At 66.0% G+C, this 13,176-nt stretch carries 13 protein-coding genes; 4 read left to right on the forward strand and 9 right to left on the reverse strand.

All coding sequences use genetic code 11. The features are described 5' to 3' along the window. Positions 1-9: 9 nt before the first annotated feature. Entirely contained in the window at positions 10-342 is a 333-nt protein-coding gene (locus EET10_RS00095; protein WP_122501801.1) for a DNA-processing protein DprA, read from the forward strand. A 513-nt stretch (positions 343-855) separates the two neighbouring features. Here EET10_RS00095 and EET10_RS00100 read toward each other — a convergent pair. Together EET10_RS00100 and cwsA are read right to left on the reverse strand one after the other, a co-directional pair. Further along, a complete protein-coding gene (locus EET10_RS00100; protein WP_036404734.1) occupies positions 856-1,839 on the reverse strand; it encodes an amidohydrolase family protein in 984 nt (327 codons plus the stop codon). 28 nt (positions 1,840-1,867) lie between these two features. Continuing rightward, complete coding sequence (gene cwsA, locus EET10_RS00105; RefSeq protein ID WP_036404737.1) at positions 1,868-2,299, reverse strand: cell wall synthesis protein CwsA; 432 nt, start codon at positions 2,297-2,299, stop codon at positions 1,868-1,870. 155 nt (positions 2,300-2,454) lie between these two features. On the opposite strand from cwsA, the gene EET10_RS00110 reads away from it, so the two are divergent. Then, positions 2,455-3,003 (forward strand): peptidylprolyl isomerase, encoded by a 549-nt coding sequence (locus tag EET10_RS00110; RefSeq protein WP_023369051.1) that lies wholly within the window; start codon positions 2,455-2,457, stop codon positions 3,001-3,003. Positions 3,004-3,012: 9 nt separating this feature from the next. Here the strand turns inward: EET10_RS00110 and EET10_RS00115 are convergent, their stop codons facing one another. Beyond that, positions 3,013-3,438 carry a PH domain-containing protein gene (locus tag EET10_RS00115; RefSeq protein WP_036404740.1) on the reverse strand — a complete coding sequence of 142 codons (426 nt, stop codon included), beginning with the start codon at positions 3,436-3,438 and terminating at the stop codon, positions 3,013-3,015. 155 nt (positions 3,439-3,593) lie between these two features. Continuing rightward, positions 3,594-3,875, reverse strand: coding sequence for a cell division protein CrgA (gene crgA, locus EET10_RS00120; RefSeq protein ID WP_036404742.1), 282 nt, complete (start codon positions 3,873-3,875; stop codon positions 3,594-3,596). A 133-nt stretch (positions 3,876-4,008) separates the two neighbouring features. On the opposite strand from crgA, the gene EET10_RS00125 reads away from it, so the two are divergent. Together EET10_RS00125 and EET10_RS00130 are read left to right on the forward strand one after the other, a co-directional pair. Next, on the forward strand, positions 4,009-4,752 hold the full coding sequence (locus EET10_RS00125) for a DUF881 domain-containing protein (RefSeq protein ID WP_036404745.1): 744 nt from the start codon (positions 4,009-4,011) through the stop codon (positions 4,750-4,752). Positions 4,753-4,774: 22 nt separating this feature from the next. Then, a complete protein-coding gene (locus EET10_RS00130; RefSeq protein ID WP_063467354.1) occupies positions 4,775-5,476 on the forward strand; it encodes an aminodeoxychorismate/anthranilate synthase component II in 702 nt (233 codons plus the stop codon). Here EET10_RS00130 and pknB read toward each other — a convergent pair. From pknB to EET10_RS00155, 5 genes are read right to left on the reverse strand one after another with little or no spacing between them, the layout of a single operon-like run. Beyond that, positions 5,454-7,334: a Stk1 family PASTA domain-containing Ser/Thr kinase gene (gene pknB / locus EET10_RS00135; RefSeq protein ID WP_036404748.1), complete on the reverse strand. Its 1,881-nt coding sequence runs from the start codon at positions 7,332-7,334 to the stop codon at positions 5,454-5,456. The genes EET10_RS00130 and pknB overlap by 23 nt on opposite strands. Next, complete coding sequence (locus tag EET10_RS00140) at positions 7,331-8,677, reverse strand: serine/threonine-protein kinase (protein WP_081260591.1); 1,347 nt, start codon at positions 8,675-8,677, stop codon at positions 7,331-7,333. The genes pknB and EET10_RS00140 overlap by 4 nt, the downstream gene beginning before the upstream one ends. Next, a complete protein-coding gene (gene pbpA, locus EET10_RS00145; protein WP_036404750.1) occupies positions 8,674-10,149 on the reverse strand; it encodes a D,D-transpeptidase PbpA in 1,476 nt (491 codons plus the stop codon). Before pbpA ends, EET10_RS00140 begins: the two co-directional genes overlap by 4 nt. Continuing rightward, positions 10,146-11,555 carry an FtsW/RodA/SpoVE family cell cycle protein gene (locus tag EET10_RS00150; RefSeq protein WP_036404753.1) on the reverse strand — a complete coding sequence of 470 codons (1,410 nt, stop codon included), beginning with the start codon at positions 11,553-11,555 and terminating at the stop codon, positions 10,146-10,148. The genes pbpA and EET10_RS00150 overlap by 4 nt, the downstream gene beginning before the upstream one ends. Beyond that, positions 11,552-13,078, reverse strand: coding sequence for a PP2C family protein-serine/threonine phosphatase (locus tag EET10_RS00155; protein ID WP_099187869.1), 1,527 nt, complete (start codon positions 13,076-13,078; stop codon positions 11,552-11,554). The genes EET10_RS00150 and EET10_RS00155 overlap by 4 nt, the downstream gene beginning before the upstream one ends. Positions 13,079-13,176: the final 98 nt, after the last annotated feature.

Below are 13,176 nucleotides of genomic sequence, written 5' to 3' on the forward strand. Positions count from 1 at the left end.
TTCACGAAGTTGTGGGATCCCGATCGGGCTGTGGTGGTCTCACAGTTTGCGCCGGATCAGAAGTGGTTCGCGTCCGGCGCCATGGCGCGTAACACAGTTATCGCTGGGTTCAGCCAAGCACTTGTTGTTGTGGAAGCTGGCGAGACGGGTGGGACCTTGGCCGCAGGGCAATACGCACTAGAGCGGGGCCAAACGGTACTAGCCCTCCAGCTCTTCGACGCGGCTCCAGGAAACAAGCTGCTGATTGCGCACGGCGCGAAAGTCATTCGCAGTCGGCACCATCTCGAAATAGCACTTGACTACCTCAACGGACATGGGCCGAAACAGCTTTCGCTGATGTGAACACTGAATTGTGAAGCGTTTGAATCGCGCGGCTGGGCTAACCGCTGGGGCGTTGATCGGGTCTGTGACCGCCGAAGGCGTTGAGGTGGGACACTTCATCTCTGTGGCTAGCGCTTGGGTGTGGAGCATGCATCCAGCAAGCACGGTAACAGACACTTCCAGGAGCTAGGGCTATGTCTTTCCGCAGATTGACGGGACTAAGAACAAATTGTCCAGCTAAATGATTTGCCTTTGCAAGGCGGGTGGTAGGGGTTCGATTCCCCATGGCTCCACAGTTCGAAGATGCAGCCCAGATGGTGCCTATCCGACAACGCGGGGATGACGCTGATCGCAGCGACGATCAGCATCGGCACGAAAGCGCCACGGGTAGGCCATGCGTTGATATGAGCTCGGTGGACTCCCAGATGCCACGGCGGCGCTTCGCCTATGGCGCGAAGGGATAGACATGCGATCCCGTCACGCGTGTCCTCGATTACCCACGACAAATCGCAGCCGGCACCGCTTAAAGCGCATCTACAGTGCCGGGATCTTGCCCTCGAACAGCCGCCGTGCGTTACCGGACCCGACCTTGTGTCGAAGCTCGTCGTCGAACGGGAAGTCGGCGAGGAACTTCGCGCCGGCCATGTTGTCGTCCATCGGATAATCGACCGAGAACATCACCCGATCGGCCGACATGACTTCCAGCGTGCAAGCAAACGCCGGCGCCGAGAAGTTGCCGCTGGTGGTCACATAGAAGTTGGAGCGCAGGTACTCCGACGGCAACCGGCGCAGCTTGTGGCCGGCATCCGGATCGCCGGCAAGGCCGTAGTAGCGGTCGATCCGGTGGGCGGCGAACGGCAGCATCTCGCCCAGGTGGCCCAAGATCATCTGCAGCCGGGGAAAGCGGTCGAATAGGCCCGAGTAGATCAGCCGCAGCGCATGCGTACCGGTCTCCACGCCGAAACCCCACGATGCCAGGTGCAGCCCGGCGCCGAGGTATGGCTTGAACCAGGCGTCCATCACCGCCGGGTGCGGAGTGGTCGGATGCAAATAGATCGGTGCCTGCAGCGCTTCGGCGGCTTCGAACAATCCGTAGTAGGCCTGGTCGTCGAGATAACGACCCTGAGTGTGCCCGTTGATCAGCCCCCCGACGAAACCCAATTCGCTCACGGCGCGGGTCAATTCGGCCGCCGCGGCCCGCGGATCCTGGGGCGCCAGGGTCGCAAACGCACCGAATCGGTCGGGCATCGCGGTGATCGTCTCGGCCAAGTCGTCATTGGCGCGACGCGCACCGTCGACCGCACGGTGGACGTCGTCGTCGGCCTGCACGCCGGGGTCGAACAGCGAGAGGATCTGGAAGTCGATTCCCGCGGCGTCCATCTGCTCTAGCCGCAGCGCTCCCCGGTCGTACAGCCGCTCGTATGCGGTGCGATTGTGCAGCCGAAGCCAGCTGCCGACGACATTGTCGGCGCTGACCGGATCCCACGCGTAATGCTCTTCCAACGCAATCAACGACATCGCAAGCCTCGCCCCGTGATGCCGCGCCCTACGGGCGCGGCTGGACCTCCACGCTCGGCGGGCGCGGCGAGGGCTCCGGGCGCGACGAGCGCCGCACGATCGTGAATGCCACCGCACCACCGGCCACGACGACGACGGTGGCCGCCCCGGCGATCACCCATACCCGCTTCTTGCCGCGGCGCTGGGACCAGCGCGCTTCCTGAAGCACCTGGGGCAGGTTTGCCACCACTTCCTGGGCAGCGGCCAGTTCCTGGGCGAGCGTTTCTTGAGCGGCGGCGATCTCGCGGGCCAACCGGCCTTCTCGGTACCGGCGACGAAGCTGCGAGGCGGTCGACTGCGCGGACTGCACTCCGAGACCGACGACGCCACGGGTCACGTCCACGGGCCCAACCGCCGAATAGGTCAGCCCGCGGGTGAGTCGCTCCCTCGGGGTCAACCGGGTTTCCGCCTTCTCGCTCATCTGCCGCCTTTCTGGTGTCTGGCTGGTCGATGCCCTAGCCCAGAGCCACTTCGATACCCCCACAGACTGCCATCACAAGGACGTCTGCGGGCCCATTGCCTCAATACCGCGCCGTTCGCGTCGGGTGGCACCGGGTGCGGCCGCGCCACCGGGTAATGGCACACTGTGATCCCGTGACTAACAGCCCGTTTCAGACTGCCACCGCCACGCTGCACACCAACCGCGGAGACATCAAGGTCGCCCTCTTCGGAAACCATGCGCCCAAGACCGTCGCCAACTTCGTCGGCCTGGCACAGGGCACCAAGGATTACTCGACCCAAAATGCATCGGGAGGCACCTCCGGCCCGTTCTACGACGGAGCGGTCTTTCACCGGGTGATCAACGGGTTCATGATCCAGGGTGGCGACCCGACGGGCACCGGCCGCGGAGGGCCGGGCTACAAGTTCGCCGACGAGTTCCACCCGGAACTGCAATTCGACAAGCCCTACCTGCTGGCGATGGCCAACGCCGGGCCCGGCACCAACGGCTCACAGTTCTTCATCACCGTCGGCAAGACTCCGCACCTGAACCGGCGTCACACGATCTTCGGTGAGGTGACCGATCCGGAGTCGCAGCGCGTCGTCGACGCCATCGCGACCACACCCACCGACGGCAACGATCGGCCCACCGACCCGGTGGTGATCGAGTCGATCACCATCTCCTGAACCACCGCTCTACCCGCCCCCTGGGCCGGCGTAGCCGGCTGCGGTGAGGGCATCGAGCACGTTCAGCGGATCGGTCCCAAGGTCCCAACGGGACAAGATGAACAGTCGGTCGTTGACCGTCTCGATCTCGAGGAGTCGCACAGTGCGCGCGTAACGCCGGAACTGAGAGATCCGGATGATCTTGATGTCGGGCCGGCGCAATAACTGCGTCCGCAACCACCCTCGGATCGCCAGCCCGTCACCGGTGATTGCCAGCTTCGGCCGTGCCCGCCAGGAAACGCCGGCAAACAAGATCAAACCGAGTGCGGCAACCATGGCCAGCGCGCGCCCCGGCGGGTCTGTGACCAAGATCACAGACCCGATAGCCATCAATACGCCCGCAATGCCGCAGCCAGCGATTCCAGCCGCCGGGGGCGACCATTGTGTTTGCTGCATGCGCTATCCGGACCCTCCGACCACCGCAGATTCGGTTATCCACAGACGCTATCAACAGTGGGGATAAATCACATCCATGTGATTGACGAACCATAAGGTTGCTGGCTCAGTAAAGAACCCCACCTGAAATAAATTCATTTCGGGCGCGGTGCGGCTTAGTGCCACCGCATGGTGAGCAACAAGCCGGTGATCATGAAAGCGAACGCGATGGCGTAGTTCCACGGGCCCAGATCCGCCATCCACTGCAGCGCCTTGGGGGCCTGACTACCGAGGGCGGCCAACTGAAACACCATCAACCAGACGAGGCCGATCAACATCAACCCGATGAACAAGGAGACGAACCACACACTGGACGGTCCGACCTTCACTTTCACGGGTGTGCGGCTGACCGGCTTGACGGTGACGTCGTTCTTTTTGCGGACCTTCGACTTGGGCATGTAATACCTCGGGATACCTCAACAACACGGTGAGCGGACAAAGTGCAAGGATTGCGACTGCAGTTGCAGTTGCAGCCAAAGCTTGGCTACGAGACTAACCCAACTGGCCTCGCGATCAGGAAACGGAGACGTGATGACCGATGAGCGCCGCTCGGCGTGGCGTTTCGGCGTTCCGCTGGTGTGCCTGCTCGCCGGCTTGTTGCTGGCCGCGACGCATGGGGTTTCCGGCGGTGCGGAGATTCGCCGCAGTGACGCGCCGCGGCTCGTCGATCTCGTCCGCCACGCCCAGTCGTCAGTGAATCGGCTGGATGCCCAGCGGGACGCGCTGACCAAACGGATCGACATGGCGCACACTCCGTCGTCGGATACCGCATTGGCGGCGATGCTCAGGCGGGCCTCGCAACTGGCCGGTGAGGCTGGCATGAACCCGGTCCACGGCCCGGGCGTCGTCGTGACGCTCAGCGACGCGCAGCGCGACGCCCAGGGCCGCTTTCCCCGCGATGCCTCCCCCGACGACTTGGTAGTGCACCAACAGGACATCGATGCGGTCTTCAACGCGGTGTGGAGCGCGGGCGCCGAGGCGATCCAGATGCAAGACCAGCGCATCATCGGAAGCTCGGTGGTGCGTTGCGTCGGCAACACGTTGCTGCTCAACGGACGCACGTACAGCCCGCCCTACACGATCACCGCGATCGGCAATCCCGCCGCGATGCAAGCAGCCTTGGCCTCGGCTCCGCTGGTGACCCTCTACAAGCAGTACGTAGTCCGGTTCGGATTGGGTTACCACGAAGAAGTCAAGTCCGACGTGCAGGTCGTCGGACATTCCGAACCGGTCCGGATGCATTTCGCGCAGCCGCTGGGGCCCGTGGGTTACTGAGGCCGGACGGTAACCTGTCACGATGCGGACTCTGGTCGTCGACAACTACGACAGCTTCGTGTTCAACCTGGTCCAGTACCTGGGCCAATTGGGCGTCGAGGCCGAAGTGTGGCGCAACGACGACGGTCGGCTCGCCGACGAGACCGCCATCGCCGAGCAATTCGACGGCGTGCTACTGAGTCCGGGCCCCGGCACGCCGGAACGGGCGGGGGCGTCGGTGAGCATGGTCGCGGCGTGCGCCGCCGCGCGGACCCCGCTGCTGGGCGTGTGCCTGGGACATCAGGCCATCGGTGTGGCGTTCGGGGCCACCGTCGACCGCGCGCCCGAGTTGCTGCATGGCAAGACCAGCAGCGTCTACCACACGAATGTCGGTGTACTGCAAGGACTTCCGGACCCATTCACGGCAACCCGGTATCACTCGCTGACCATCCTGCCGGAGTCGCTGCCGGCCGAGCTGGAGGCCACCGCCCATACCCGCAGCGGAGTGATCATGGGCGTGCGTCACCGCGAGTTGCCGATTCACGGTGTCCAGTTCCACCCGGAGTCGATCCTGACTGAGGGCGGACACCGGATGCTGGCCAACTGGCTGACCTATTGCGGCTGGGCGCGCAACGACACGTTGGTGCGCCGGCTGGAAAACGAAGTGCTCACCGCCGTCCGGCCGCACCTACCGACCCCAGGAGCCGGCCCAGCAGCCGGGACTACTGACCGAACTTCAGCGTGATGATGCCGTCGCGGTTGACACCGGAACCGGCTGGGGGGCTCTGGTAGACGACCCGGTTGTGCTGGGAACCGCCGGCGTCGACGTCGGGCCCCTTGTCCAGCACCCCGGTCCAGCCCAGCGCGCGCAGCCGCGGTTCGGCGTCGGTCCAGAACATCCCCGACAGGTCGGGCATGACGAATTGGTTGCCCTTGGACACTTGTAGTTCGATCACCGAATCGACCGGAACGGTGGTGCCCGCGGGTGGGTTGGTGCCGACCACGTCACCCGCCGGCTTCGGGCTGTCCACCTGCGCTTGGCTGAACTTGGTGAAGCCGTAGACGTTGAGGTTCTTCTGCGCCAGGTCGACGGTCTGACCCGCGACGTCGGGAATCTGTTTGGCCTCGGGCCCGGAGCCGACGATGATCGTGATCACGTTGGTGATCGCCGAGGTCTGGTTGGCCGGCGGGTTGGTCCCGATGACCTTGCCCGCCATTTCCGGGGAGGACGGCGAGGCGGCCTGCTTGAATTTGCTGAACCCGGCGGCGGTCAGCTTCTTGACCGCTTCGGCATAGGTCAGCGACGAGACATCGGGCAGCTCACGTTGCTCGGGTCCGGTGGAGACGTTGATGGTGATGTCGGCTCCCGCACCCACCGAGGTGTTGGCAGCCGGGTCGGTCCCGATGACGTGGTCAGGCGGGATCGTCGAGTCCGGTTTCTGCAGCGTGCGGGTTTTGAAGCCGCGGTTCTGCAGCGCGGCAATGGCGTCGGCAGATGCTTGGCCACGCACGTCGGGCACCTGGACCTTGCGGGTGTTGCCGCCGAAGGTATTGATGGCGATCGTGACGGCGATCGTCAGCACCGCCAGTACCGCGACCACCGCGACCCAACGGCCCACCGAAGGGGTGGTGCGGTCGCGATCGGTCTGGTCGAGGACCTGGCGAGGTAGCGGATCGGTGCGCGGAGCGGCGGGATGTCCCGGTGTGGCCGCCAGCAACGAGCGTCGCTCGGCGCCGCTGAGCACCTTGGGTGCCTCCGGTGGCTCGCCGTTGTGCACCCGGACCAGGTCGGCGCGCATTTCCGCCGCGGTCTGGTAACGGTTTTCCGGGTTCTTGGCCAGCGCCTTGAGGACGACGGCGTCCAGGTCGGCGGAGATGCCCTCATGGCGTTCCGAGGGCGGGATGGGGTCTTCGCGAACGTGCTGGTAGGCGACCGCCACCGGCGAGTCACCGGTGAACGGCGGTTCGCCGGTCAGGATTTCGTACAGCACACACCCCAACGAATAGACATCGGAGCGCGCATCGACCGCATCGCCGCGAGCCTGCTCGGGGGATAGATATTGCGCCGTCCCGATCACCGCGGCCGTCTGGGTGACGCTGTTGCCGCTGTCGGCGATCGCCCGGGCAATGCCGAAGTCCATCACCTTCACCGCATTGGTCGAGCTGATCATGATGTTGGCCGGCTTGACGTCACGATGGATGATGCCGTTTTGGTGGCTGAAGTTTAGTGCCTGGCAGGCGTCGGCGATCACCTCGATGGCCCGCTTCGGCGGCATCGGTCCCTCGGTGTGCACGATGTCACGAAGGGTGACGCCGTCGACGTACTCCATGACGATGTAGGGCAGCGGACCGGCGGATGTCTCGGCTTCGCCGGTGTCGTATACCGCCACGATTGCCGGGTGGTTCAGTGCCGCCGCGTTTTGTGCCTCACGCCGAAAGCGCAGGTAGAAACTGGGGTCGCGGGCCAGATCGGCGCGCAGCACCTTTACCGCCACGTCGCGGTGTAGACGCAGATCGCGGGCCAGGTGAACTTCGGACATTCCCCCGAAGCCGAGGATGTCGCCCAGTTCATAGCGATCGGAGAGGTGCCGAGGGGTGGTCATCGCGATGTCTCGTATCGGTCCGGCGACTCATGGTGAGTCGGTCGCAGCGCGACAGTCCGGCTGAGTTGGTCTGTCCGGCTCGCCCGCGGCGGCGGGAAGAGCCCCCTTTGCGAGCCGTCATGGCCGGCATCGTCGACCGGGCTGAAACCCGTCCCACCGAGTCGCGAACCCTGACCGGTCGGCGTCTGGCTGGCCGACGGGCTTCCGGTGTCGGTCACGGTAGGGGGCGGTAGCTGCGGCTGGTTGTCGCCACGCGAATTGATGACGATGAGCACCGCGATGATGATGGCCAGCGCCCCGAGGACGCCGGCAGCCCACAACAGTGCCCGCTGGCCCGACGAGAATGTACGCCGCGCGGGTGGCCGGTTTCCCCCGGTCGCCGGCCGGGAGCGGCGCGGGGCCGTGGCCCGGCTGGTGGGGTTGCCCGCGATCCGGGCCGGCGCGCTCGACGGAATCGCTGCCGGCGCGGCCCGCCCGGGCGGCGGTGACTGGCTGGGCCGTGGCGGTCTCCGGCCGGCCCGTACCGCGGCGACGGCGTCGGCGAACGGTCCCCCACTGCGATAGCGCATCTGGGGGTTTTTCACCAGCGTGATCTCGATGAGTTCTCGCACATTGGGGGGCAGCTCGGCGGGCAGTGGTGGCGGCGGTTCCTTGATGTGCTTCATCGCCACCGTCAAGGCGCCGTCACCGGTGAACGGCCGCTTACCCGAAACCGCTTCGTAGCCAACAACTCCCAACGAATATACGTCACTGGCCGGGGTCGCGTCGTGACCCAAAGCCTGTTCGGGCGCGATGTATTGGGCGGTGCCCATCACCATTCCGGTCTGCGTCACCGGCGCCGCGTCGACGGCCTTGGCGATCCCGAAGTCGGTGATCTTCACCTGGCCGGTGGGCGTGATCAAGATGTTGCCCGGCTTGACGTCGCGGTGCACCAGTCCGGCCGCGTGGGCAACCTGAAGAGCGCGGCCGGTCTGCTCGAGCATGTCGAGCGCGTGCCGCAACGACAGCCGGCCGGTGCGCTTGAGCACCGAGTTCAGCGGCTCGCCGTTGACCAGCTCCATCACCAGGTAGGCGGTGCGGCCCTCGCCGTCCATCTGGCTCTCGCCGTAGTCATGCACCGCCGCGATCCCCGGGTGGTTGAGCATGGCCGTGGTGCGGGCCTCGGCCCGGAACCGTTCGATGAACTCCGGGTCGGAGGAGAACTCGTTCTTGAGCACCTTGACGGCCACCCGCCGGCCCAGTCGGCTGTCGACCGCTTCCCAGACCTGCCCCATGCCGCCGGTGGCGATGAGCCGCTGCAGGCGGTAGCGGCCAGACAGCGTCATACCAACTCGGGGACTCATGGGCCCCCCTGCAGCGCAGCTTCGATCACGGCCCGTCCGATCGGCGCGGCCAGCGCACCACCGGTCGCGGACAGACGATCGCCCCCGTTTTCCACAAACACCGCGATGGCAACCTTCGGCGCCTGTGCTGGCGCGAAGGCGATGTACCACGCATGGGGCGGAGTATGACGGGGGTCTGTGCCGTGCTCTGCGGTACCCGTCTTGGATGCGATCTGCACGCCGGGGATGGCCCCTTTCTGCTGTGTGACTTTCTCGGCGCCGACCATCAGCTCTGTTAGCTTAGCGGCGACCTGCGGCGACACCGCGCGCCGCTGCTGATATGGCGCAGTGGTGCTGATGTTGGCCAGGTCGGGCCCGCGGAGGTTGTCAACGAGGTACGGCCGCATGGTGATCCCGCCGTTGGCGATGGTCGCCGCGACCTCGGCGTTCTGCAGCGGGGTCAGCGCGACGTCCTTCTGCCCGATACTGGTCATACCCAATGCGGCGGTGTCGGCGATCACGCCGATGGTCGACTCGGCCACCTGCAGCGGTATCGGGTCCGGCGAAGTGTCCAAGCCGAACGCTTGTGCCGTGCTGCGCAGCGCGGCTGCGCCGGTGAGCATGCCCAACTGGACGAATGCGGTGTTGCACGACTTGGCGAATGCCACGCTCAGCGACACGGTCGGCTCGGCGCCGCACGTCGTGCCACCGTAGTTCTCCAATGTCGCCGTGCTTCCGGGCAGCGGAATCTCGGCGGCGGCGGTCAGTTGCTCGGTGTCGGTGGCTCCGGCCTGCAGTGCGGCCGCGGTGGTGATCACTTTGAAGGTGGAACCCGGCGGGTACGTTTCGGCGATGGCCCGATTGGTCAGCGGCGAGTCGGGGTTGTCGCGAAGCCGCTGCCAGGCTTGCGCCTGGACCTCGGGATCGTGCGACGCGAGCAGGTTGGGGTCATAGGACGGCGTCGACACCAGCGCGAGGATCTTGCCAGTCGACGGCTCCAGCGCCACAACCGCGCCTTTGCATGGGCCGCCGCAGCCCTGTTGCATCGCGTCCCAGCCGGCCTGCTGGACGCGGGGGTTGATGGTGGTGTCGACATTGCCGCCGCGCGGGTCGCGCCCGGTGAAGAAGTCGGCCAGTCGCCGGCCGAACAACCGCTCGTCCGACCCATTCAGCAGCGGGTCCTCGGCGCGTTCCAGACCGGTACTGGAATAACGCAGCGAGTAGAAGCCGGTGACCGGCGCGTACACCTGGGGATTGGGATAGACCCGCAGGAACCGAAAACGGCTGTCGGTGGCCACCGAGTAGGCCAGCAGCTGCCCGCCCGCGGTGATCTGGCCGCGCTGGCGCGAATACTCGTCGAGCAGGACGCGTTGATTGCGCGGATCGGCGCGCAACCCGTCGGCGGTGAAGACCTGCGTCATCGTGGCGTTGAGCAGCAGTAGCACGATCAACGCCATCACGGTCACCGAGATCCGGCGCAGAGAGGCGTTCATACCCGCTCGATCACCTCAGTACCGGCCGCCGCGATCGGCGTCGTATTTCGGGCGCGGGTGCGCAGCGGACGTCGGGCGCCGTGTGAGATGCGCGCCAATATGGCCAGCAGCACATAGTTGGCCAGTAGCGACGACCCACCGTAGGACATCCACGGTGTGGTCAGCCCGGTCAGCGGAATGAGCTTGGTAACGCCGCCGACTACGATGAACAGCTGGATGGCCAGCGTCGATGCCAGGCCAGCGGCCAGCAGCTTGCCGAAGCTGTCACGGGTGGCGATCGCGGTGCGCAGCCCCCGGATGATGACGATCGTGTAGAGCATCAAAATGGCGGCCAGGCCGACCAAGCCGAGCTCCTCGCCGAAGGCGGCGATGATGAAGTCGGTCGATGCCGCGGGCACGGTGTCGGGCTGGCCGTTGCCGAGTCCCGTCCCGAAGATGCCACCGGTGGCGAAGCTGAACAGCGACTGGACCATCTGGAAGCCGCTGCCCTCGGGGTCGGCGAACGGATCCCACCAGGTCTGTACCCGGACACGGACGTGGCTGAAGACGAAGTAGGCCACGACGCTTCCCGCCGCGAACAGCGCCAAGCCGATGACGACCCAGCTGACCTTCTGGGTGGCCAGGTAGACGACCACCAAGAAAGACGCATACAACAGCAGCGACGTGCCCAGGTCCTTCTCGAAGACCATGACCCCCACCGAGATCACCCAGGCCGCCAGCAGCGGCGCAAGGTCGCGGGGGCGCGGCAGGTTCATGCCCATCAGATGCTTACCCGCGCTGGTGAACAGTCGGCGTTTGGCGACCAGCACCGCGGAAAAGAAGATCAGCAGCAAGATCTTGGAGAATTCGGCCGGCTGAATCGAGAAGCCGGGTAACCGGATCCAGATCTTGGCGCCGTTCTGTTCGGACCAACGTGCGGGAAGCAGTGCGGGTATGGCGAGCATGACCAGACCGGCGAACCCGCAGGTGTAGCCGTAGCGCGCGAGCTGGCGGTGATCCTTGAGAAAGGTCACCACCAGCGCGAACGAGGTCACGCCGACAAGCGTCCACAGCATCTGCTGGTTCGCGCTGGGATGACTGTGGTGGCCGATCTCGTCGTCGACGAGGTCGAGGCGGTGGATCATCACCAGGCCAAGCCCGTTGAGCAGCGCCACCACCGGCAACAGCAGGGGGTCGGTGAACGGGGCGGAGCGTCTGATAGCCAGGTGCGCAAAGCCGAACAGCGTCAGGAAGGCCAGCCCGTAGCTGGCCAAATCCCAATGGAGGCTGCGATCTTGGTTAGCTTCCACGATCAGCAGCGCGGCGACGGTGATCACGGCGGCGAAGCACAGTAGCAGCAATTCGGCGTTGCGCCGGGTCGGCAACGGGGGCGTCACCGTCACCGGCGCCTGCAGCGGTGCCGTCATGCCGCCGCCCGGCAGTCAATGCCCGGCTGCGGAGGAGGTGGCGGAAGCGCGGTCACGGTCGGTGATGTCGTTGGCGGTGACGCGGGCGCCGTCGGCGAAGTGCTCGCGTGGTTGGGGCCGGCACTTCCGGAAGTGGTGGACGGGGCCCCGGCGGTCGGGGTGGTCGGGGACGTTGACGAGGATGTGACGCTCGGTTCGGGGGTCCCGCTGGCGGTGGTCGGGGTGAGTGGCCCGGGTGGCGAGGTGGCGCGGGGCGGCGGACACGGTGGCAGTAGGGAATTGGCGGCCAGTTCACGCAGCTGAGTAATGGCGCCGTCCAGGGAGCCGGTGGGAAGTCCGGCCTGCACTTGCGCGCGTTCGGACGGACGCAGATCCTCCAACTTCATCAGATGGCAGTCGAGGTGGTCCAGGGATTGGCCGTAGCTGATCTGGGACAGGTCATTGCGTGCGTTCAAACAGCCCAGCAGATACGGCTCGTGCAGGGGCATGCCCAGCAGCGACCCTTGGATCCCGCGCATGATCGACACCGTGCCGTTGTATTCCGCGACGTAGTAGTTGTTGCGGATGATCGCGCGACCGATGAACAGCGCCGCGACAACCAGGACCGCCGCCAGCACAGCGACAAGCATGATCCGCCGACGCGACCAGCGGTGCCGGTGGAAAGTCTCGGCCGGCGGCGGAACCCGCTTGACGGCTTCTTTACGGGGGGTTATCGCAGAGGCTCGTCCGGCGGCCGTGTTAGGCAGGGTCAGTTGGTCGTCGTCACCGGATACCGCTCCGGCCAGAATCGGCTGGGTCTGGCCGTACTCGTAGTCGACGACGTCGGCCACCACGACGGTCACGTTGTCCGGGCCGCCACCGCGCAGCGCGAGTTCGATAAGACGGTAGGCGCTTTCGGCGACGTCGGGGATCTTCAGGGCCTCGTGGATGGTCTCGTCGCTCACCGGGTCGGACAGGCCGTCCGAGCACAGCAGGTAGCGGTCGCCGGCCCGTACTTCGCGCATGGTCAGGGTGGGTTCGACCTCGTGACCGGTCAACGCCCGCATGATCAGCGATCGCTGGGGGTGACTGTGTGCCTCCTCCGCGGTGATCCGGCCCTCGTCGACCAGGGTTTGGACGAACGTGTCGTCCTTGGTGATCTGGGTGAGCTCGCCGTCGCGCAGTAGATAGCCGCGGGAGTCACCGATGTGCACCAGACCAAGCCGGTTGCCGTCGAAGAGGATTGCGGTGAGGGTGGTTCCCATGCCCTCGAGGTCGGGCTCCATCTCGACCTGGGCGGCGATGGCCGAGTTGCCGGCGCGGACCGCGGCCTCGAGCTTGCCGAGCAGGTCACCACCGGGCTCGTCGTCGTCGAGATGGGCCAGTGCGGCGATGACCAGTTGGGATGCCACCTCGCCGGCGGCATGACCGCCCATGCCGTCGGCCAGCGCCAGCAGCCGTGCGCCGGCGTAGACGGAGTCTTCGTTGTTGGCGCGTACCAGGCCGCGATCGCTGCGCGCCGCATATCGCAGGACCAGGGTCACGAGCGCCGCTCTCCCCCGCAAGCGGGTGGCGGTGCCGCCCGCTTGTGGGGGCGTGCCCCCACCTCATCGCTACGTCCCTCGCGAGCGGGTGGGCGTGC

Source organism: Mycobacterium pseudokansasii, assembly GCF_900566075.1.
GTDB lineage: Bacteria > Actinomycetota > Actinomycetes > Mycobacteriales > Mycobacteriaceae > Mycobacterium > Mycobacterium pseudokansasii.

Bases quoted from the DNA above. Each gene is read 5' to 3' on its own strand.
- EET10_RS00100 (WP_036404734.1), bottom strand. From the start codon at position 1,839: ATGTCGTTGATTGCGTTGGAAGAGCATTACGCGTGGGATCCGGTCAGC.
- cwsA (WP_036404737.1), bottom strand. From the start codon at position 2,299: ATGAGCGAGAAGGCGGAAACCCGGTTGACCCCGAGGGAGCGACTCACC.
- EET10_RS00110 (WP_023369051.1), top strand. From the start codon at position 2,455: ATGGCACACTGTGATCCCGTGACTAACAGCCCGTTTCAGACTGCCACC.
- EET10_RS00115 (WP_036404740.1), bottom strand. From the start codon at position 3,438: ATGCAGCAAACACAATGGTCGCCCCCGGCGGCTGGAATCGCTGGCTGC.
- crgA (WP_036404742.1), bottom strand. From the start codon at position 3,875: ATGCCCAAGTCGAAGGTCCGCAAAAAGAACGACGTCACCGTCAAGCCG.
- EET10_RS00125 (WP_036404745.1), top strand. From the start codon at position 4,009: ATGACCGATGAGCGCCGCTCGGCGTGGCGTTTCGGCGTTCCGCTGGTG.
- EET10_RS00130 (WP_063467354.1), top strand. From the start codon at position 4,775: ATGCGGACTCTGGTCGTCGACAACTACGACAGCTTCGTGTTCAACCTG.
- pknB (WP_036404748.1), bottom strand. From the start codon at position 7,334: ATGACCACCCCTCGGCACCTCTCCGATCGCTATGAACTGGGCGACATC.
- EET10_RS00140 (WP_081260591.1), bottom strand. From the start codon at position 8,677: ATGAGTCCCCGAGTTGGTATGACGCTGTCTGGCCGCTACCGCCTGCAG.
- pbpA (WP_036404750.1), bottom strand. From the start codon at position 10,149: ATGAACGCCTCTCTGCGCCGGATCTCGGTGACCGTGATGGCGTTGATC.
- EET10_RS00150 (WP_036404753.1), bottom strand. From the start codon at position 11,555: ATGACGGCACCGCTGCAGGCGCCGGTGACGGTGACGCCCCCGTTGCCG.